Consider the following 18,294-nt stretch of genomic DNA (forward strand, 5'->3'; position numbering starts at 1 on the left):
CGAACCTTCATCTTCTTTCGTTTGACCCCACCCGGGCCTGCTTGTCTCTCATGCGGCCGGGCAGGTTCACTCAACCCTTCGCCGCCGCGGCCGCTGGATGTTATTCAGCGAGCTACTTCCCCTGCTCGGGTGCGGGGCGTCCCTCTCCCTGCTCGGTTGGGGCTTTCCTTGCCCTGATGGGTGGGGTGGGGGCACTCGCCTGGTGGGGTGGCGCGGCTTAAGTCCCCTAGCTCTTTTAGGCGTCGTAGTCGAGGGTTACTGCGGGGGTGGTGGGGTGGGATTGGCAGGTTAGGACGTAGCCGGCTCTGATTTCGTCTGGTTCTAGGGCCCAGTTGGTGTCCATGCGAACGGAACCTTCGAGGACCTTGGCGCGGCAGGTGCCGCAGACGCCGCCCTTGCAGGCGAAGGGGGCGTCGCTGCGTACGGCGAGAGTCGCGTCGAGCACGACCTTCGAGTGCTCGGCCAGGGCGAAGGTGGAGCGACGGCCGTCGAGGATGACCGTCACCTGTGCGGCGTCCTCATCCACCTGAGCTTCCTCGACCGGAGCTGTAGGAGCCTCGTCGCCGACGTGGAAGAGCTCGGCGTGCACATGCTCCCGCGTCACGCCCTCGCTCAGCAGCAACTCCTGCGCACCGACGACCATCGCGTACGGCCCACACAGGAACCAGTCGTCCACACTGTCCAACGGCAGGATGGTCGCGAACATCCGCTGCAACCGCTCTGCGTCGATCCGCCCGCTGAACAACTCGACCTCAGTCGACTCCCGCGACAACACGTGCACGAGATGGAACCGTTCGGCGTACCGATCCTTCAGGTCCGCCAGATCATCCGCGAACATCACCGAACCGGCAGTCCGGTTCCCATAAAGCAACGTGACCCGACTCGACGGTTCAACCGACAGGATCGTCGCGACCAACGACAGCACCGGCGTGATCCCACTCCCCGCGGCCACGAACGCATAGTGCTTCACGTTCGCCGGATCGAGCGTCGTACCAAAGCGCCCGAGTGGCGTCATCACCTCAAGCTCGTCTCCGACCCTCAGCTCATGAGCCGCGTACGCCGAGAACTCACCGCCCGGGATCCGCTTCACACCGATCCGCAGCACCCCTGAGCCGGCGGCCGAGCAGATCGAGTAACTCCGCCGTACCTCGTCCCCGGCCCGCCGGATCGTCAGATGCTGCCCCGCGCTGAACTCGTACTCCCCCGCCAGCTCAGCCGGCACCGCGAACGTGATCGCGACCGAATCATCGGTGATCGCGTCAATCGCCGCCACCTTCAACGGGTGAAAGACAGCCCGCCGCCGGGGAGCCACAGTCGTCGTCGTCATCTAGATCGCCTTGAAGTGATCGAAGGGCTCCCGGCAGCTGTTGCACCGCCAGAGCGACTTGCAGGAGGTGGACCCAAACCGGCTGAGCTCCGAGGTATCCGGCGACCCACACAACGGACACCGGATCGCCAGCGACACCATCACCGGCCCGACCGCCCGCCGACCGGTCGGCGGCGCGATCCCGTACTCGGTCAGCTTCGCCTTCCCGGACTCACTCATCCACTCCGTCGTCCAGGCCGGCGACAACACCGTCTCGACCCGTCCATCGACGTGCAGAGCCTGCAGCGTCAGCTCGACCTCGTGCCGGATCACGTCCATCGCCGGACAACCGGAGTACGTCGGTGTGATCGTCACGACGACCTCATCACCGTCATGCCGAACCCCACGCAGTACGCCGAGGTCCGCGATCGTCAGCACCGGCACCTCAGGATCAGCGACCTCGCCTACCGCCTCGAGGATCGCAGTGTCCGTCACCATGTCGCCCCCGGATGCGAACGAGCCACGTGCTGCAGCTCAGCGAGCAGATACCCCAGGTGCTCGGTATGCCGACCACTGCGACCACCACTGTGCTGGTACGACGACGATGGCCGGTCGCACGTGGATTCGTCGATCACAGCCAGCACCCGACGAGTCCACTCGTCCTGCAACGTCGACGGGTCCACTGCGACCGACAGACGCCGTACGAGCTCGTCCGACTCGAAAAGCTCAGCCGTGTAAGGCCAGAGCGCGTCCAGCGCCGCCTGCATCCGCCCATGACTCTCCTCGGTGCCGTCACCAAGCCGCAGCACCCACTGGGTCGCATGGTCGACGTGGTACGCGACCTCCTTGACCGCCTTCCCAGCAACGCCCGACAGCGTCTCGTCAGCACTCGCGAGCAGCTCTTCGTACAGCAACTGCTGGTACGTCGCGAAGTACAGCAACCGAGCCATCGCATGCGCGAAGTCACCATTCGGCAGCTCGCACAGCTGCAGGTTGAGGAACTCACGCTCGTCGCGGAAGTACGCGAGATCGTCCTCCGAGCGACCGGCACCTTCGACCACACCGGCGTACTGCAGCAGCGAGCGGGCCTGACCCAGCTGGTCCAGCCCGATGTTGCCTAGGGCAACGTCTTCCTCGAGCTGCGGGGCGGCCGCGATCCACTCGGCGGTGCGCTGCGCCGAGATCAGCGCGTCGTCGCCGAGGCGGAGCGTGTAGGTGAAGAGGTCGTTCACAGGTGCTCGACGCCTTCCGGGACCTGGTAGAAGGTCGGGTGCCGGTAGACCTTGTCGCCGGCCGGGTCGAAGAACTCGTCCTTCTCGTCCGGGCTGGACGCGGTGATGTCGGACGCGGGCACGACCCAGATCGACACGCCTTCCTGGCGACGGGTGTACACGTCCCGCGCGTTCCGCAACGCCATGGTCGCGTCGGGCGCGTGCAGGCTGCCCACGTGCGTGTGCGACAGCCCACGACGCGAGCGAACGAACACCTCCCACAGTGGCTCGATCATGCTGCCCGCACCGCCTTCTTCGCCGCGTACGCCGCCGCAGCCTCGCGGACCCACGCGCCGTCCTCATGCGCCTTCACCCGATGCGCGAGACGCTGCTGGTTGCACGGGCCGTTGCCCTTCACCACGTCGTACAGCTCGGTGTAGTCCGGCTCGGTGAAGCGGTAGTGCCCGGACTCTTCGTCGTACGACAGTCCGTCGTCCGGCACCCGGATCCCGAGCACGTCGGCCTGCGGGACGGTCATGTCGACGAAACGCTGGCGCAATTCGTCGTTGCTGTGCCGCTTGATCCCCCACGCCATCGACTGCTCGGAGTGCGTGGACGCGGAGTCCGGCGGGCCGAACATCATCAGCGACGGCCACCACCAGCGGTCCAGCGCGTCCTGCGCCATCGCCTTCTGCTCAGGCGTGCCGTTGCACAGCGTGTGCAGGATCTCGAACCCCTGCCGCTGGTGGAACGACTCCTCTTTGCACACCCGGACCATGGCCCGCGCGTACGGCCCGTACGAGCAGCGGCAGAGCGGGACCTGGTTGACGATCGCGGCGCCGTCGACCAGCCAGCCGATCGCGCCGATGTCGGCCCAGGTCAGGGTCGGGTAGTTGAAGATGCTGGAGTACTTCTGCTTCCCGCTGTGCAGCAGGTCGAGCAGGTCGGCCCGATCCACGCCGAGCGTCTCGGCAGCGGCGTACAGATAGAGCCCGTGGCCGGCCTCGTCCTGCACCTTGGCCATCAGGATCGCCTTGCGGCGCAGCGACGGCGCGCGACTGATCCAGTTGCCCTCCGGCTGCATGCCGATGATCTCCGAGTGCGCGTGCTGCGCGATCTGCCGGATCAGGGTCTTGCGGTACCCCGCCGGCATCGCGTCCCGCGGCTCGATCCGGCCGTCGGCGTCGATGGTCGCCTGGAAGCTGTCCATCTCCGCAGCATAGCCGAGATGTGACACTTTTTCTCCAGATCAACAACAGGTGTCACAAAGCCGGACGCGAGGTGGTGCTAGGCCCACCCTCAGGAGTGGTGGCACCACAGTGGGTGCGGACAGCCTCCCCGAGGAGGATTCGAGTAACAGCTCAAGGACTGAACAGTTTCTCGGAAGGGTGTCCCCCGTGACTACGCAGACTCTCCCGGCCGTCGACCACCGCGGCCCGGTTCGCAGCAAGGAACGCGCGCTGGCGCCCGACCTGATCCGCGGCGCGATGCTGCTGCTGATCGGCCTGGCCAACAGCGCCAACTTCGCCTTCGCCGGCCAGCCCGGCGTCGAAAGCGCGCCGCACGGCCTCGAGCGCGTGCTGAACTTCGTCAAGCTCACCTTCGTCGACGCCCGGGCCTACCCGGTCTTCGCGGTGATGTTCGGCTACAGCCTGGTCCAGCTGGCCCGGCGGCAGCGCTCCGCCGGCGCGACGCCGGGTGCGGTCCGGCGGGTCCTGCTCAAGCGGAACGCCTGGCTGATCGCCTTCGGCCTCGTCCACGCGACCCTGCTTTACTTCGGCGACTTCCTCGGCGCGTACGGGATCGTCGGCATCGTCTGCACGCTGCTTCTGATCAATCGCAGCGACAAGTTCCATCGGATCATCGTCGGCATCTGGGTCATCGAGGCCCTCTACGTCCTGGCCACCGGCGCGAAGGCCGTAGTCGCGCTCCTGAACAGCTCAGGCCCCGCGCACCCGCTCGTCAACGAGCCGAACCCGTCGCTGGCGGCCACGTCGTACGGCGCGAGTCTGATCGACCGGCTGCAGGAGTACCCGCTGCACACCGCCACCGTGCTCGGTTTCATCATGGTCGTCTGGCTGGGTATCTGGGCCGCCCGCAAGCAGATCCTGGAGAACCCGGCCGCACACCGCAAGCTACTCTCCTGGGTCGCCGCCGTCGGGATGGGCATCACCGTCCTGGGCGGGCTGCCGCTCGCACTCGTGGGCGCCGGTTGGATGCACGTCGACGAGTCGGCAGTCGACTCGGTCAACTACCTGTCTCACGTCAGCGGGATGTTCGGCGGCCCCGGTTACATCGCACTGTTCGCCCTGCTGGTCTCCCGGATCACCAAGCTGTCGCTTCCGGTCCGGGCCGTCTCTGCCCTGGGTCAGCGCTCGCTGTCCGGCTACCTGTTCCAGTCGGTGAGCTGGATGGTCCTGCTGGCTCCGTTCACGCTCCACCTGCGCTTCGGGAGTACGGCGTACACCGCCTTCTTCTGCGCGATCGGCGTCTGGGTCGTGTCGGTGATCGGGGCCTACGTGATGAGCAAGCGTTCGTACCGCGGGCCTGCTGAGACCCTGCTGCGGCGGCTCGTCTACTGACCCTCAGCTGTTGCCGGCCGGACCTGGTGTCCGGCCGGCAACACTGCTTTTGCGAGGATTGAGGCCATGAGTGACTTCGGCGTACCGGAACCCGCCAACTTGTCGGATCTGTCCGGTGACAGCCCCGTGGCCGAGACGAGCGTGCGGTTGGCCCTTCCGGCCGAGGCGAACGCGATCGGCGAGATCCAGGTCGCGGCGTGGCGCGCGTCGTACGCCGGTCTACTGCCGGCGGATGTACTCGCGGACCTGAACCCCGCGCAGTTCGCGGCCCAGTGGCGAGCGGCACTGCTCGCACCCGGCGAGGCCCGCAACCGGGTCATGGTCGCGCTCGCCGGCCGCGACCTCGTCGGCTTCGCCGCGATCACGCCGTCCGACGACCCGGACTCGGACCCGCAACGCGATGCATTGATCGCCGAACTCGCGGTCCAGCCCGACGCCACTCGCGCCGGTCATGGCTCCCGTCTGCTGAACGCGGTCGTCGACACCGTCCGCGCCGACGGCTTCACCCGCGTGACGGTCTGGGTCAACTCCACCGACGACGTCCTCCGCGCCTTCTACACCGAAGCCGGCTGGGCCCCCGACGGCGCCCACCGCGAACTCGACCTCTACGGCGACGAGTCGGTCCGGATCAAGCAGATCCGCCTCCACACCGACCCAGGCTCAGACGACTGAGGTCAGCGTGAACCTGGCCGCCTGACGTGCGACTCTTGCGCGCATGGCGCAGGTAGAAGTGAATGACGTCGGGGACATGGTTCTGACCGAAGCGGCCGCGATGCGGGCGCTTGCCGATCCGATCCGACTGGCGTTGGTGGATCGACTGACTCGGCACGGTACGGCGAGCATCGACGAGCTGGCCGCCCACGCGGGCATCGACGCGGACGCAACCCAGGCCCACGTCGAGAAGCTCGTCGAGGTTGGGCTGGTGGTGGCCGACGGAGACGGGTGGCGTGCGGTCGGGCGAGGGCTGTTCTTCGAGGTGCCGGAGTCGGGTACCGAAGAGACCCAGGCCGCCGCCAGAGCATTGGCCGGCGCGATGCTGCTGAGCTACGAGCGGTTGCCGCGCGACTGGGTGGAGAACACCGAGCCGCAACTGGAGCTCAAGTGGGCCCGCGCGGCCGGCCTGTTCAATGCCGGGATGACCGTGACCGCGGACGAACTGAACCAGATCCAAGCAGATCTGGAGATCATGCTGAAGCCCTACCTGAACCGGACCGAGCCGCCGGCCGACGCCCGGCGGGTCCGCATGCTCGCCTATTTCCTGCCGTCGGGCACATAGCATCCGGCCGATCCACGACCGGCCGGGGGTGGTGCTCGACCGGCATCGGCGAGCATGACAGATTGCAACGGTCCGATTACGCAAGGTCCGCTGGAGTCTTCATGAAGTACCTCACCCTGGCCGTCGGCCTGGGTCTTTCCGCTGCCGCCGTACTCGTCGTTCCGGGCTCGGGCGCAACCGCCTCGATGCAACAAGCGACGGTCGTCGACCGGGCGCATCCGGTCGCCAGTAAGTACCTGAAGCAGAGACCGGACTGGATCCAGTGCGGCGATCCGGAGCTGCGGACGTACTGCGCGAAGATCACCGCACCACGCGACTGGGCGAACCAGTACGCGGGCAACGACATCCAGCTCGCGGTCAGCAAGGTCGCACCGCTCAAGGGCAAGCCGAGCCGGGTCGTATTCGGCAACCCGGGCGGCCCGGGTGGCGCCGGCCTCGGGATGGCGCCGTACCTGGCAAGTCAGGCACCGCTGGCGAAGGACCACCTCGCGGTCGGGTTCGACCCGCGCGGCACCGGTGACAGCAGCAACGTGACCTGCCAGGGCTCCCCCGGCTACACGATGGACGCGCGCGACCGGGAACCGTGGAACCTCGACCTGATCGCCGAGGCGTCCCAACTGGCCCAGCCGTACTGCGACCGGATGTCGCGCGGCCTGCTCCCCTACGTGAACACCGCGCAGACCGTGCAGGACATGGACCTGATCCGGCAACTGCTCGGCTTCGACAAGATCGACTACGTCGGCTACTCCGGCGGCACCTGGCTCGGGGCGTACTACCAGACCTATTTCCCCGACCACGTCGGCCGCTTCGTGCTCGATTCCAACACCGACTTCACGCAGCCCTGGCTGAACACCTTCATCGGCCAGCCGCAGGCGTTCGAGCGCCGGTTCCGCGAGGACTTCGCGACCTGGGCCGCCAAGTACGACGCCGACCTGCACCTCGGCGCATCGCCACGGCTGGTGATCCGGACCTACGAACGGTTACGCGCCGTACTCAAGAAGCAGCCCGCTGTCGAGGAGTTCCTCGACGGCTCGATCAAGATCAGCTACGACGAGAACACCCTGGACAACATGGTTGCCGGGGATATGTATACAAAGCTCGACTTCAATTCACTCGCCACCGACCTGGCATTTCTGCGTGGCCTTTCCGAGGCGCAGACAAAGGGCGGGCCCCAGGCCGCGCAGCGGCACGTCGACGCATTGTCGGTGGCACGGCAGCACGAGCTGGTCCAGCGCGCCAACCGGGCGACGGTCGGATTGCGGCCGGTCGGCCGGCTCACCGGCGATGACGCCGAGTCCGCCACGTTCACCGCGGTCACCTGCAACGACACCCCCTGGCCGCAAGGACGCGAGTACGGCGAAGTGATGGCCGGCCGCCTCGGCCCGCACTACCCGCTGCTCGGCTGGACCATGACGGAGAACCCCTGCTTCTCGTGGAAGCGGCCCAACCTCACGATGCCCACGCCGACTGGCAAAGGCTTGCCCACAACGCTGATGGTGCAGTCGGTCCACGACCCGGCGACCAACTACGGCCTCGCCGTCTCGGCCCACAACCGGTACGCCGGTTCGCGTCTGCTCACCGTCACCGGTGAAGGCGACCACGGCGTGTACGGCGGGGTGAACAAGTGCGCCGACAAGATCATCAACACGTTCCTCACCACCGGGACCGCACCGCCCAAGGACACCAGCTGCGCCGGCGAAGGCATCCCCGCGCCGAGTGCACCGGCTCCGAGTCTCGAAGAGAGCGAGGAGCAGGGGTACGCCGAAGGTGCGCCGCTGCGCCGGATCGCCGGATTCAGCAAAGCCGTCTCCGGGTATCTGCACTGACGCCGAGCGAACGTTTGAACCGCTGGGGGTTTGTGGCCAATTCCTGCCACCTTTTCCCTACCCTCGGGTGTTTCCTGATCACCGTGGGCTAAATTCCGGCCGGGCTTTCGTTGTCAGGACAAATTTGTCAGGGCGATGTCAGGGTAACGTCCCTGTGCGACAGAGCGTGATTTCGACAACCTTGAGTCAGCGCGGAGGAACCGGACGTCGACTGGGAGGGCTCGACGACGGTGACCATCGCCGACGTGGCTTCGGCCGGCTGTGGGGTGGGGGGACTGCCTGGGGGGTCAGACAGAACACAGCCGGCCGGGCCCACGGACGAAGCCCGCGCCCTCAGATCCCTCGCGGGGTGCCGTCGATCCCCCAGGTCGTGGTGCTCCGCGAGGCACCAATCGGATCAGCAGCCAGGTGGCAGGCTGATCCGATTGCCGTTCAGATCCGGCCGGAGCGATCCGCGTTCGGATTCGTCGGCGGTGGATAGCCGTCCGCGACGGCCGCCAGTGGAGCGGCCCGGCCGGCCGACCACGCCGTACGGAATGCGCGCCGTTCCAGCGACTTCTCGACCGCGGCCCGGGTGGCCTGGTGGTCCAGCTGCTCGATCACCGGCACCGGTGCGCCGATGACCTCCCGGACGCCGTCCGCGGCACCCAGCAGGAACGCGGCGTACTCGCCCCGATCACGTTGCTGGGCGACTGCGGCCAGCTCCTCGAGCACACTGGCCGACCGCCACCGGTCGCCCAGATCGCGATGCTCGGCCAAGCTCTCGTCCAGCAGATGTACGGCGCGTTCCGTCACGCCGCGACGCCGTTCCACGATGCCCAGCTGGTTCAGCGACCAGGCGACACCTTCGCGGTACCCGAGCCGCTGGGACAACGCCAGGCTCTCCTGCAGCAGATCCTCGGCCTCGACCAGTTCACCTTCGTACTGCGCGATCGTGCCGAGGCTGATCAGCGACCAGGCCAGGCCTTCGCCGTCACCGAGGATCCGGAAGCTGTCCCGCGCCCGCCGGCAGCGGCGAGCCCCGACCTCGAGGTCACCACGCAGCCACGCGACGAAGCCCAGGTGGTTGTGCGCCCACGACATTCCGTTCCGGTCGCCCAAGCTCTCGTACAGGTCGTAGCTCTCGCAGTGCAGGTCTTCCGCGGCCTCGTAGTCCCCGCGCTCCCGGGCGACTCCCCCGAGCCGCTGCAGGACGAGCGCCGTACCGGCTGCGTCGTCGAGGGCCTTGTACTGCGACAGCGCGAGCTCGAGCCGGACCGTCGCGGCGTCGTACTCACACTGAAGGAACGCCAGCGTGCCGGCACCCAGATTCGCCTTCGCGCAGTAGGACTCGACGCCGGTCAGGTCCTCGGCCGGCACCGCGTCCGCCAGGGACAGTGATCGTTCCAGCCACTGGCTGCCTTCGGCGTAGTGCCCGCGCAGGTAACAGAACAACCAGAGTCCGCCGGCGAGCCGGAGGGCGTCCTTGGCCGCCCTGGTCCGCAACGTCCACGCCATGGCGGCCCGGAGGTTGTCGAGCTCGCCGTCCAGTCGATCGAGCCACTCGGCCTGGTTCGGGCCGCGCAACTCGGCCTCCGCCTCTTCGACCAGCTTGATGTAGAACTGCGCGTGCCGGTCGGCCGCCTCGTCGGTCTTGCCGGCGGCAACCAGCCGGTCGGCGGCAAACTCGCCGATCACCGCGAGCATGTAGTACCGCGCCATGCCGCGACGCCGGATCACCCGGATCAGCGACTTGTCGACGAGCCGCCCGGTCAGGTCGAGCGCCTCGGCCCGTTCCAGTGGTCCCGGCGACGCCTTCCCCGACATGAGCGTCGCGGCCGCGCTCAACGTCCAGCCACCGACGAACACCGACAGCCGGGCGAACACGTCCCGCTCGGCCGGGGTGAGCAGGTCGTGGCTCCACTCGATCGCGCCGTACATGGACTGCTGTCGCGGCGACACCGTCCGCGAGCCGCCGCTCAGGATGCCGAACGACGTCTCCAGCTCGGACGCCAGCTCCTCGATCGTCATCATGTTCGTCCGCGCCGCGGCCAGCTCGATCGCGAGCGGCATGCCCTCCAGCCGCTTGACCACCCGCGCGACCTGATCGATCTGCCCGGTCGGGTCGTAGCCGCGAGCCGTCGCCCGCTCGACGAACAACCGGACTGCGGCCGACGACTCCAGTTGGTCGTCGTCGTGCGGCAGAGCCAGTGCGGGTACGACGTACACGCTCTCGCCCGAGACCCGGAGGAGCTCGCGACTGGAGGCGAGGATCGAGAGGTTCGGGCAGTACTCCAGCAGCACGGAGCAGATCTGGCCGACGGTCGCGACCACGTGGGAGCAGTTGTCGAAGACCAGCAGCATGTGGCTGCGGCCGATCTGTTCGGCGATCTCCTCGACCAGTCTGGTGCTCTCCAGCAGGTGCAGGCCGGTAGAAGCCGCGACGGCAGGCAGTACGGCGGCTGGATCGTTCAGTGACGCCAGCGGCACCCAGCAGACGCCGTCCTGGAAGTTGTCGACCAGCTCACTGGCCGCGGCCATGGTGAGACGGGTCTTTCCCACACCACCGGGTCCGGTCAGAGTCAGCAGGCGGGTGATGCGTTGGCCCAGCAATCGCTTGGAGGCGTTGAGCTCGGTGGTCCGGCCGATCAGCCCGTTCGGCGGCGCGGGTGGCTGGCGCATCGCCGGCCGGCTGCTCTCGGATTCGCGGCGTGCCGCGGCCGTGAGCTGCGAGCGCTCCAGATCACCCAGCCGAAGGGCGTCCGCGAGCAGCCGCAACGTGTGCGCGCGCGGCGCGCGCCGACGTCCCCGCTCCAACGCCGCGATCGCGTCGACACTCAAGCCGGCAAGTTCGGCCAATCCCTCTTGCGACAGCCCGGCTTCTCGCCGGTGCCGGCGCAACAGGCCGCCGAAACCTGCCCCCTGCACGTCGTCCGAGCCGCGGCGAGACCCGTCTGATGGCACAGGACGGCTCCACCCAGTCTCCGACCCCTATGTGGCGGCTGCCACATAGCCTTGGTGAGAAACTATCTCTTTCCGCACTGCCTTGTCAGTCACCTCGCGTGGTTCACAGCCAACTCCCAGGTAACTCGCAGCCTTCAGACCGCCCTGTCGTGGTGCGCGATCGCCGTCCGCATGGTCGAACGGGCCCGTTTCCGGTCCCCCGCCGCGTCGTACGCCGTGGACAGCCGGAACCACACCCGCCAGTCCTCCGGGGCCGCCTCCGCCTCCTCCTTGTACCTCCCGAAGGCGGCGTCCGCAGCGGCCCGGTCGATCCGGCCGGACGGGCGGCGCGGGAGGTCATCGACCGGCAGACCGCCGGCCGCCTCCAGCTCCCGGGCGAGCGCTTCGGTCTGGCGGCCGAACTGCAGCTCCCGCCAGACCAGGTACGCCCCGAGCAGTGGGATGACCAGGACGGCGATCCCGAGCACGATCGCGACCGGGTCGCCGGTCCCGATCAGCAAGACCCCGCGCCAACCGAGAAGTACGGCGTACGCGACGAAGACGACCGCCAGCAGGATGGCGGTCCGCTTGGCCGTCAATCAAGCTCCAGGAAGTGCTCGAGGCCGACCGTCAGCCCGGGGGTCTCGACGATGCGGCGGACGCCGAGCAGGACGCCGGCCATGAACGAGACCCGCGCCATCGAGTCGTGCCGGATCGTCAGGGTCTCCCCCTCGTCACCGAGCAGGACCTCCTGGTGCGCAACCAGCCCGCGCAGCCGAACCCCGTGCACCCGGATCCCCTCGACCTCCGCACCCCGCGCGCCGTCGAGTGCGGTGGTGGTCGCGTCCGGGATCGGCCGGGCGTCGGCCTCCCGGCGGGCGGCCGCGATCAGTTCCGCCGTACGGCGTGCTGTCCCGGACGGCGCGTCCACCTTGTCCGGGTGGTGCAGCTCGACGATCTCGACGGACTCGTAGTACGGCGCTGCCTTGGCCGCGAACTGCATCATCAGTACGGCGCCGATCGAGAAGTTCGGCGCGATCAGTACGCCGGTCCCCGCCGACTTCTCCAGGAGTCCGCGCAACGTGTCCAGCCGCTCGTCGTCGAACCCGGTGGTGCCGACGACCGCGTGGATGCCGCGCTCGATGCACCAGGCCAGGTTGTCCATCACCACCTCGGGGCGGGTGAAGTCGACCACCACCTGGGCCCCGGCCTCGGTCAGCTGGTCGAGCTCGTCGCCCTGGTCCAGCCGCGCGACCAGTTCGAGGTCGTCGGCCTCTTCGATCGCGAGGCACGTCTGAGCGCCCATCTTGCCCTTGGCCCCCAGCACACCGACCTTGATCATGCGCACCCTTCCGGAGTGGATTCGAGGCCACCAGGATCTCATCCGGTCAGGGTGTCTTCACGGCACCCTCGGCACGGGGCACCCAGACCTGCACGCCCATCGTCTCCGGCGCGGGTGCGAGCAGCCGGTAGTCGGTCCGGAAGTCGAGCAGGCAGGCCCGCAGCGCGGTGATCTCCACGTCCGAGATCGCGCGGTTGAGGATGATGATCGGGCGCCGGCTCGGGTCCCACGGCTGACCCTTCCGGCAGACCTCCTCGATCCCGGCCGCGGTCCGCTCCCGCTCCTTCGGCGCGACCCACGCCTCCCCGACCGGCCGGCCCTGGAGCATCAGCACGATCCCGGCCATCTTGTCGAAGGCGAGCATCGGCCGTCCGGCCTGGCCGGTGTAGGGCTTGAGCCGGGCCGCGAGTTCGGTGAAGTTGTCCTCCGCGGCCGGCTGCAGGTAGAGCCCCTTGAAGGCGGGCTGCTTCGCCGGGGCCGTCAGCTGCGAATGCCCGACCGATCGGTACGGGTAGAGGAACATGCCGCTGTACGCGATCGTCCCGACCGCGACCAGCGATGCCACCGTGACGACCCCGACCGTCGCTCTGGCCACCACCGGCGTGGCCCATATCCCCGTCAGCACCGCGATCATCACCGCGGCCCAGGCGGCGAACGCGTTGAAGCCGATCTGGTACAGCGGGGTGTTCGTCCCGAAGGCCTGCACGAGCGGCAACACCACGAGCAGTCCGAGGATCACCCAGCCCCGCGTGTTCTCACGGCTCAGCAGCGACCGATCCGTCACGCCGGTCCGCCCGGCCACCACGGCACCGACCGCCGCAACCACAGCGACCAGTACTGCGGCCAGCAACGTCACCGTGTAATCCGTCGTGTGCCCGGACCCGCCGAGCGCACCGTCGCCTCTGACCACCTGCCAGATCGACAGCGCGAACCCGGCCACGGCGAGGACCGCCGCGGCGATCCGCACCCGCGGCCACCGACCCACTACTGCCACTGCGGTCGCGATCAGCAGCAACCAGTGCGCCTGGAGCGTCCGTCCGAACAGCTCCAGCGTGCTCGACCAGTAGAGGTGCAGCAGTTCGGCCGGCGAGTACGACGTACCCGCGATGAACTTGTTCACGGTCATGATCCCGGGCACCGCCACGTTCAGCCGGACCACGAACAGCTGCACCACCAGCGCCGCCACCGCCAGCCCGCCCAGGGCGAAAAGGATGCCGCGGGCAACGGCTCGCCGGCCTTGACCGGCCAGTACGACGACGGCCGCGACCACGATCAGCCCGATCACCGCCACCGAGGTCCACTTCGCCAGCACCATCACACCGATGACGAGACCGGCCCCGACCAGCACCCAGCCCGGGACCTCCTTCTCGCGGTCGACCGCAGTCGCCATCCAGAGCACACACGACACCAGCGTGAGCGCACCGAGCAGGATCACATCGTTGTAGCCGGGCGTGAGCGGCAGCCAGCTGTAACACATTCCGCCCGCGGCCAGGACGACCGCCATCCCGGCCAGCTCCCACAGTTTGGTCGGCGCCGCTCCCGGCCGCCGACCGCGTAACCAGCGCATGAAGCTGTACCCGAAGAGCAGGTGTACGACGACCACCGTCAGCAGCCGGAACAGCCGCAACCGGGCGACGTCGTACCCGAGCCACTCGAAGACCGGTCCGTACAGATACTGCACGCCGGTCAGCGCCAGCGGGTTGCTGTTCCACCACCGGTAGGACAGCAGGTAGTAGCCCTCGTCGGTGATGTCCAGGCCCTCGTTGGCGACACGCCCCGCGGTCAGGACCCACCAGGCCGCCAGCCCGCCGGCAACCACGATGACCCCGATCAGCAGGACGAACTGCCTGCTCCTAGGGGTCATCGGTAGTGCACTCACGGCCGCAACCCTAGGCCATCACTCCACAGCCACCCCGGGTGTGTAGGCGGTTTGCGCGTCCTCGGCGAAGTGACAGGCCACCGTTTGGCCGGCCGGAATCAGCCGAAGTTGCGGCTCCTCCTTGCTGCAGCGGTCCTCCGCGCGCAGGCAGCGGGTGTGGAAACGGCAGCCCGAAGGCGGCATCACGGGTGACGGCGGGTCGCCCGCCAGCACGATCCGCTTCCGGCCCTGCCGGGCCAGTCCGGGCTCGGCGGACAGGAGGGCCTGCGTGTACGGATGCGCGGGTACGTCGTACACCTGCTGGTGCTCGCCCAGCTCGGCGACCCGGCCCAGGTACATCACCGCGACCCGGTCCGAGACATGCCGGACTACGGACAGGTCGTGGGCGACGAAGATGATGCTGAGACCCAGCTCACGCTGCAGCCGCATCAGCAGGTTCACCACCTGGGCCTGGACGGAGAGGTCCAGCGCGGACACCGGCTCGTCGCAGAGCAGTACGTCGGGGTTCAGCGCGATCGCCCGCGCGATCCCGATCCGCTGCCGTTGACCGCCGGAGAACTGGTGCGGGAACTTCGTCTCGTCCTCTGCCCGCAGCCCGACCAGCTCGAGCAGCTCCCGGACCCGGTTCCTGATGTCCAGGCCGCGGGAGACGTCCGGGTGGACCTCCAGCGGCTCGGCGATGATCTCGCCGACCCGCATCCGCGGATTCAGGCTCGAGTACGGGTCCTGGAAGACGACCTGGACATTCTGGCGCCATTTCCGCAGCTCGCGGCCCCGGAGCTTGCTGACGTCGACACCGCCGTACGAGAGCTCGCCCGAGGTCGGCTTCTCCAGGGCGGCGAGCAGCCGGACCAGTGTGGACTTCCCGCAGCCGGACTCGCCGACGATGCCGAGCGACTCGCCTTTGCGCAGGGTCAGATCGACGCCGTCTACTGCACGGACCAGGGTCTTGGTGCCGAAGGACAGCGCCGGGCTGATGTCGTAGTGCTTCACCAGATCCGTTGCCACCAGCAACTCGTCCGCCATCACACCGCCTCCTTCGCCACAGTCATCCGATTCTCCGCTCCGCGGTGGCAGACGTACGCCGGATGCACGCGGCATCACGTCCTGGCGCGACGGTGAGCAACGGCGGCACCTCGTTGGCGCACTCGTCGATCGCGATCGGGCACCGCGGCCGGAATGCACATCCGGACGGGATCGAGCGCAAGGACGGCGGCGTACCGGGGATCGTCGGCAGCTCCTGACCCTTCAGGTCGGCCGACGGCATCGAGCCCAGCAGCCCTTCGGTATAAGGGTGAACGGGATGCTCGAGCGCCGCCGCGGTCGAGGCCCGCTCGACCACATGACCGGCGTACATCACCACCACGTTGTCCGCGACGTCCGACACCACCCCGAGGTCGTGCGTGATCAGTACGACGCCCATGTCCCGATCGGCCTGCAGTTCCGCGATCAGCTCGAGGATCTGCGCCTGCACGGTCACGTCGAGGGCCGTGGTCGGTTCGTCCGCGATCAGTACGTCAGGGTCGAGCGCGAGTGCCATCGCCAGCATTACCCGTTGCCGCATGCCACCGGAGAACTCGTGCGGGTAGTCGCCCACCCGCTTCGCCGCGGCCGGGATCCGGACCTGGTCGAGCATCTCCGCGGCCCGCTTCATGGCGTCCTTCTTGGACAGGCCGCGGTGGACCCGGTAGCACTCGGCGATCTGGGTGCCGACCGACTGGACCGGGTTCAGCGCCGACAGCGAGTCCTGGAACACCATCGTGATCCGGTCGCCGACGATCTTGCGCCGTTCCTTGGTCGTCATCGAGATCAGGTCCGCGCCGCGGTACTCCGCCGTACCGGAGACGATCCGGCCCGGCGGCATCTCCAGGATCCCGGTCAGCGCCTGGGTCGACACGCTCTTGCCCGACCCCGACTCCCCCAGGATCGCCAGCGTCTCCCCGGCCCGCACCTGCCAGGACACCCCGTCGACGGCTCGCACCGCGCCCCGAGGCGTGTCGAACTCGACGGTCAGGTCGTCGACCTTGAGCAGTACTTCACCGCTACTCATCGCATCAACTTCGGGTCGAGGGCGTCGCGGATCGAGTCGCCGATGATCATGAACGAGATCGTCATCGTCGAGATGAACAGCGCCGGCCAGATGAACAGGTGCGGGGTGTCCCGGTACGACGCCGCGACACCGAACTGCGAACCCCAGGAGATCGACGGCGGCTGCAGCCCGACCCCGAGGAACGTCAGCGCGGCCTCGAGGCCGACCATGCTACCGATGCCCAGCGTGGTCATCGCCAGCAGCGGCGCCATCGCGTTCGGGAACACGTGTTTGCGCAGGATCCGCAGCGGCGGCACACCGATCGACCGGGCGGCCAGCACGTACTCGCGGTTGCGGACCGAGAACACCGTGGCCCGCATCAGCCGCATCCCGCCCGGCCAGCCGATCAGCAGGATGACGCCGACGATGATCCAGATGCTGCGGTTCGGCACCGAGTTCAGGATCACGATCAGTACGACGATGCCCGGCACCGAGAACAGCACGTCGGCGGTCCGTGAGATCAGCCCGTCGACGAAGCCCGGAAAGTAACCGGCCAGCAGGCCGAACGTCCCGGCCAGCAGGAAGACGCCGAAACTCGCGCAGATGCTCACCAGCACCGACGGCCGGGCGCCGTAGATCACGTTGGCGAAGTAGTCGCAGCCCTGGATGTCGAAGCCGAACGGATGCCCCGGTCCGTGGCCCTGCCGGCTCTTGCCCAGCTCGCAGAACCGCGGATCGGTCGACGTGAACAGCCTCGGCACCGCGGCCATCAGGAAGAACAGCAGGAGGAGCAGGCTGCAGACCAGGAACTGCGGCTTACGCAGCAACGCGCGCAGCAGCTCCCGGTTCGACAGGGTGCGGCCGTCGCCGAGCTCCTGCGCCTCCGCACCGACCGTGCTCGAGATCGATTGGATGTCAGACATTGCGAACCCTCGGATCCAGAACGCCGTACAAGAGGTCGACCAGGAGGTTGATCAGGATGAACGAGATGAACGCCAGCGTCGACAGCAGCACCACGACGCCACCCTCCTTCAGCTTGATCGCCTGGAACATGAACTGGCCGAGCCCGGGCAGGTTGAAGATGCTCTCGGTGATGATCGCGCCGCCGAACATCCCGGCCAGGTCGATCCCGATGAACGTCACGATCGGGAGCAGCGCGTTCGGCAGGATGTGCTTCCACAGCACCCGCTGCTCGCCCAGCCCCTTGGCCCGTGCGGTCTTCACGAAGTCGGCGTTCACCGTCTCCACGATCGATGTCCGCATCAGCCGGGCCAGGCCGGCGAACCCGAGGACGCCGATCACCAGCGCCGGCAGCAGGTACGCCCGCGGGAACCCTTCGAGCACCCCGGAGACCGGGAACCACTTCAGCTCGACGCCGAACAGGTACTGCGCGGCGAAGTACGCCACCAGCCCGGGCACCGCGAGCAGTACGAGCGTTGCCAGCAGCAACGACCTGTCGATCAGGCCGTTGCGCTTGAAGCCGGCGTAGATGCCGAAGAACAGGCCCAGGGTCCACTGGAACGCGTTCGCCAGCAGGGTCAGCTTCAGTGTGACCGGGATCCGCAGCCGGAGCTGGTCGGCGATGTCCGCACCGGCGAACGTCGTACCGAAGTGGCCGGTGAGGATGTCCTTCATGCTCAGCAGGTACTGGACGATGAACGGATCGTCGAGGTGGAACTGGGCCCGCTTGGCCGCCAGCACGGCGGCCGGGATCGGCTTGTCACCGGCCAGTTCCCGCAGGGGGTCTCCGGGCATCGCGAACACGAGCGCGAAGACCCCCAGCGTGACGATCAGGCCGATCGGGACGGCCGCCACGATCCGACGGAGCATGAACCGGATCACGTTAGTTGTCGCGGGGCTCCCAGTGGTTCAGTACCGAGGGATTCCGCGACTCCCTCCCCTCGGTCATCAGAAATTGTCG

17 protein-coding genes are annotated in these 18,294 nt (G+C 68.0%); 4 read left to right on the plus strand and 13 right to left on the minus strand.

Annotated elements, in window-relative coordinates:
• Positions 1–235 precede the first annotated feature (235 nt).
• Genes paaE through paaA form a run of 5 tightly spaced genes read right to left on the minus strand, consistent with a single transcriptional unit; the run spans position 236 to position 3,727 of the window.
• Positions 236–1,327 carry a 1,2-phenylacetyl-CoA epoxidase subunit PaaE gene (gene paaE / locus AB0L70_RS11670; protein ID WP_363682760.1) on the minus strand — a complete coding sequence of 364 codons (1,092 nt, stop codon included), beginning with the start codon at positions 1,325–1,327 and terminating at the stop codon, positions 236–238.
• Entirely contained in the window at positions 1,328–1,804 is a 477-nt protein-coding gene (gene paaD, locus AB0L70_RS11675; protein WP_363682762.1) for a 1,2-phenylacetyl-CoA epoxidase subunit PaaD, read from the minus strand. It abuts the gene before it with no gap.
• Complete coding sequence (gene paaC / locus AB0L70_RS11680) at positions 1,798–2,538, minus strand: 1,2-phenylacetyl-CoA epoxidase subunit PaaC (RefSeq protein ID WP_363682764.1); 741 nt, start codon at positions 2,536–2,538, stop codon at positions 1,798–1,800. The genes paaD and paaC overlap by 7 nt, the downstream gene beginning before the upstream one ends.
• Positions 2,535–2,813 (minus strand): 1,2-phenylacetyl-CoA epoxidase subunit PaaB, encoded by a 279-nt coding sequence (gene paaB / locus AB0L70_RS11685; protein WP_363682766.1) that lies wholly within the window; start codon positions 2,811–2,813, stop codon positions 2,535–2,537. The genes paaC and paaB overlap by 4 nt, the downstream gene beginning before the upstream one ends.
• Positions 2,810–3,727 (minus strand): 1,2-phenylacetyl-CoA epoxidase subunit PaaA, encoded by a 918-nt coding sequence (gene paaA / locus AB0L70_RS11690; RefSeq protein WP_363682768.1) that lies wholly within the window; start codon positions 3,725–3,727, stop codon positions 2,810–2,812. Before paaA ends, paaB begins: the two co-directional genes overlap by 4 nt.
• A gap of 187 nt (positions 3,728–3,914) precedes the next feature.
• Between paaA and AB0L70_RS11695 the strand changes: the two genes are divergently transcribed.
• The 4 genes from AB0L70_RS11695 to AB0L70_RS11710 all read left to right on the plus strand — a co-directional run bounded on the left by AB0L70_RS11695 (position 3,915) and on the right by AB0L70_RS11710 (position 8,201).
• Positions 3,915–5,099: a DUF418 domain-containing protein gene (locus tag AB0L70_RS11695; protein ID WP_363682771.1), complete on the plus strand. Its 1,185-nt coding sequence runs from the start codon at positions 3,915–3,917 to the stop codon at positions 5,097–5,099.
• Between the two features lie 66 nt (positions 5,100–5,165).
• Complete coding sequence (locus tag AB0L70_RS11700) at positions 5,166–5,771, plus strand: GNAT family N-acetyltransferase (protein ID WP_363682773.1); 606 nt, start codon at positions 5,166–5,168, stop codon at positions 5,769–5,771.
• Between the two features lie 43 nt (positions 5,772–5,814).
• A complete protein-coding gene (locus AB0L70_RS11705; protein WP_363682775.1) occupies positions 5,815–6,375 on the plus strand; it encodes a winged helix-turn-helix domain-containing protein in 561 nt (186 codons plus the stop codon).
• A 101-nt stretch (positions 6,376–6,476) separates the two neighbouring features.
• Positions 6,477–8,201, plus strand: coding sequence for an alpha/beta hydrolase (locus tag AB0L70_RS11710; protein ID WP_363682777.1), 1,725 nt, complete (start codon positions 6,477–6,479; stop codon positions 8,199–8,201).
• Between the two features lie 432 nt (positions 8,202–8,633).
• Here AB0L70_RS11710 and AB0L70_RS11715 read toward each other — a convergent pair whose 3' ends face one another.
• The 8 genes from AB0L70_RS11715 to AB0L70_RS11750 all read right to left on the minus strand — a co-directional run bounded on the left by AB0L70_RS11715 (position 8,634) and on the right by AB0L70_RS11750 (position 18,203).
• Positions 8,634–11,144, minus strand: a complete 2,511-nt coding sequence (locus AB0L70_RS11715) for a tetratricopeptide repeat protein (RefSeq protein WP_363682779.1) — start codon at positions 11,142–11,144, stop codon at positions 8,634–8,636.
• A gap of 134 nt (positions 11,145–11,278) precedes the next feature.
• Positions 11,279–11,722: a hypothetical protein gene (locus tag AB0L70_RS11720; protein WP_363682781.1), complete on the minus strand. Its 444-nt coding sequence runs from the start codon at positions 11,720–11,722 to the stop codon at positions 11,279–11,281.
• Positions 11,719–12,465 (minus strand): 4-hydroxy-tetrahydrodipicolinate reductase, encoded by a 747-nt coding sequence (gene dapB / locus AB0L70_RS11725; protein ID WP_363682783.1) that lies wholly within the window; start codon positions 12,463–12,465, stop codon positions 11,719–11,721. The genes AB0L70_RS11720 and dapB overlap by 4 nt, the downstream gene beginning before the upstream one ends.
• A 46-nt stretch (positions 12,466–12,511) precedes the next feature.
• On the minus strand, positions 12,512–14,344 hold the full coding sequence (locus tag AB0L70_RS11730; RefSeq protein WP_363682785.1) for a hypothetical protein: 1,833 nt from the start codon (positions 14,342–14,344) through the stop codon (positions 12,512–12,514).
• An 18-nt stretch (positions 14,345–14,362) separates the two neighbouring features.
• On the minus strand, positions 14,363–15,370 hold the full coding sequence (locus AB0L70_RS11735) for a dipeptide ABC transporter ATP-binding protein (protein WP_363682787.1): 1,008 nt from the start codon (positions 15,368–15,370) through the stop codon (positions 14,363–14,365).
• A gap of 22 nt (positions 15,371–15,392) precedes the next feature.
• Positions 15,393–16,394, minus strand: a complete 1,002-nt coding sequence (locus AB0L70_RS11740; protein ID WP_363682789.1) for an ABC transporter ATP-binding protein — start codon at positions 16,392–16,394, stop codon at positions 15,393–15,395.
• Positions 16,391–17,296 (minus strand): ABC transporter permease, encoded by a 906-nt coding sequence (locus AB0L70_RS11745; RefSeq protein ID WP_363682791.1) that lies wholly within the window; start codon positions 17,294–17,296, stop codon positions 16,391–16,393. Before AB0L70_RS11745 ends, AB0L70_RS11740 begins: the two co-directional genes overlap by 4 nt.
• Positions 17,289–18,203 carry an ABC transporter permease gene (locus AB0L70_RS11750; RefSeq protein ID WP_363682793.1) on the minus strand — a complete coding sequence of 305 codons (915 nt, stop codon included), beginning with the start codon at positions 18,201–18,203 and terminating at the stop codon, positions 17,289–17,291. The genes AB0L70_RS11745 and AB0L70_RS11750 overlap by 8 nt, the downstream gene beginning before the upstream one ends.
• Positions 18,204–18,294: the final 91 nt, after the last annotated feature.

The sequence above is a fragment of the Kribbella sp. NPDC051952 genome (assembly GCF_040680855.1).
Classification (GTDB): Bacteria; Actinomycetota; Actinomycetes; order Propionibacteriales; family Kribbellaceae; genus Kribbella.

Bases quoted from the DNA above. Each gene is read 5' to 3' on its own strand.
- paaE (WP_363682760.1), bottom strand. From the start codon at position 1,327: ATGACGACGACGACTGTGGCTCCCCGGCGGCGGGCTGTCTTTCACCCG.
- paaD (WP_363682762.1), bottom strand. From the start codon at position 1,804: ATGGTGACGGACACTGCGATCCTCGAGGCGGTAGGCGAGGTCGCTGAT.
- paaB (WP_363682766.1), bottom strand. From the start codon at position 2,813: ATGATCGAGCCACTGTGGGAGGTGTTCGTTCGCTCGCGTCGTGGGCTG.
- paaA (WP_363682768.1), bottom strand. From the start codon at position 3,727: ATGGACAGCTTCCAGGCGACCATCGACGCCGACGGCCGGATCGAGCCG.
- AB0L70_RS11700 (WP_363682773.1), top strand. From the start codon at position 5,166: ATGAGTGACTTCGGCGTACCGGAACCCGCCAACTTGTCGGATCTGTCC.
- AB0L70_RS11705 (WP_363682775.1), top strand. From the start codon at position 5,815: ATGGCGCAGGTAGAAGTGAATGACGTCGGGGACATGGTTCTGACCGAA.
- AB0L70_RS11710 (WP_363682777.1), top strand. From the start codon at position 6,477: ATGAAGTACCTCACCCTGGCCGTCGGCCTGGGTCTTTCCGCTGCCGCC.
- dapB (WP_363682783.1), bottom strand. From the start codon at position 12,465: ATGATCAAGGTCGGTGTGCTGGGGGCCAAGGGCAAGATGGGCGCTCAG.
- AB0L70_RS11735 (WP_363682787.1), bottom strand. From the start codon at position 15,370: ATGGCGGACGAGTTGCTGGTGGCAACGGATCTGGTGAAGCACTACGAC.
- AB0L70_RS11740 (WP_363682789.1), bottom strand. From the start codon at position 16,394: ATGAGTAGCGGTGAAGTACTGCTCAAGGTCGACGACCTGACCGTCGAG.
- AB0L70_RS11745 (WP_363682791.1), bottom strand. From the start codon at position 17,296: ATGTCTGACATCCAATCGATCTCGAGCACGGTCGGTGCGGAGGCGCAG.
- AB0L70_RS11750 (WP_363682793.1), bottom strand. From the start codon at position 18,203: ATGCTCCGTCGGATCGTGGCGGCCGTCCCGATCGGCCTGATCGTCACG.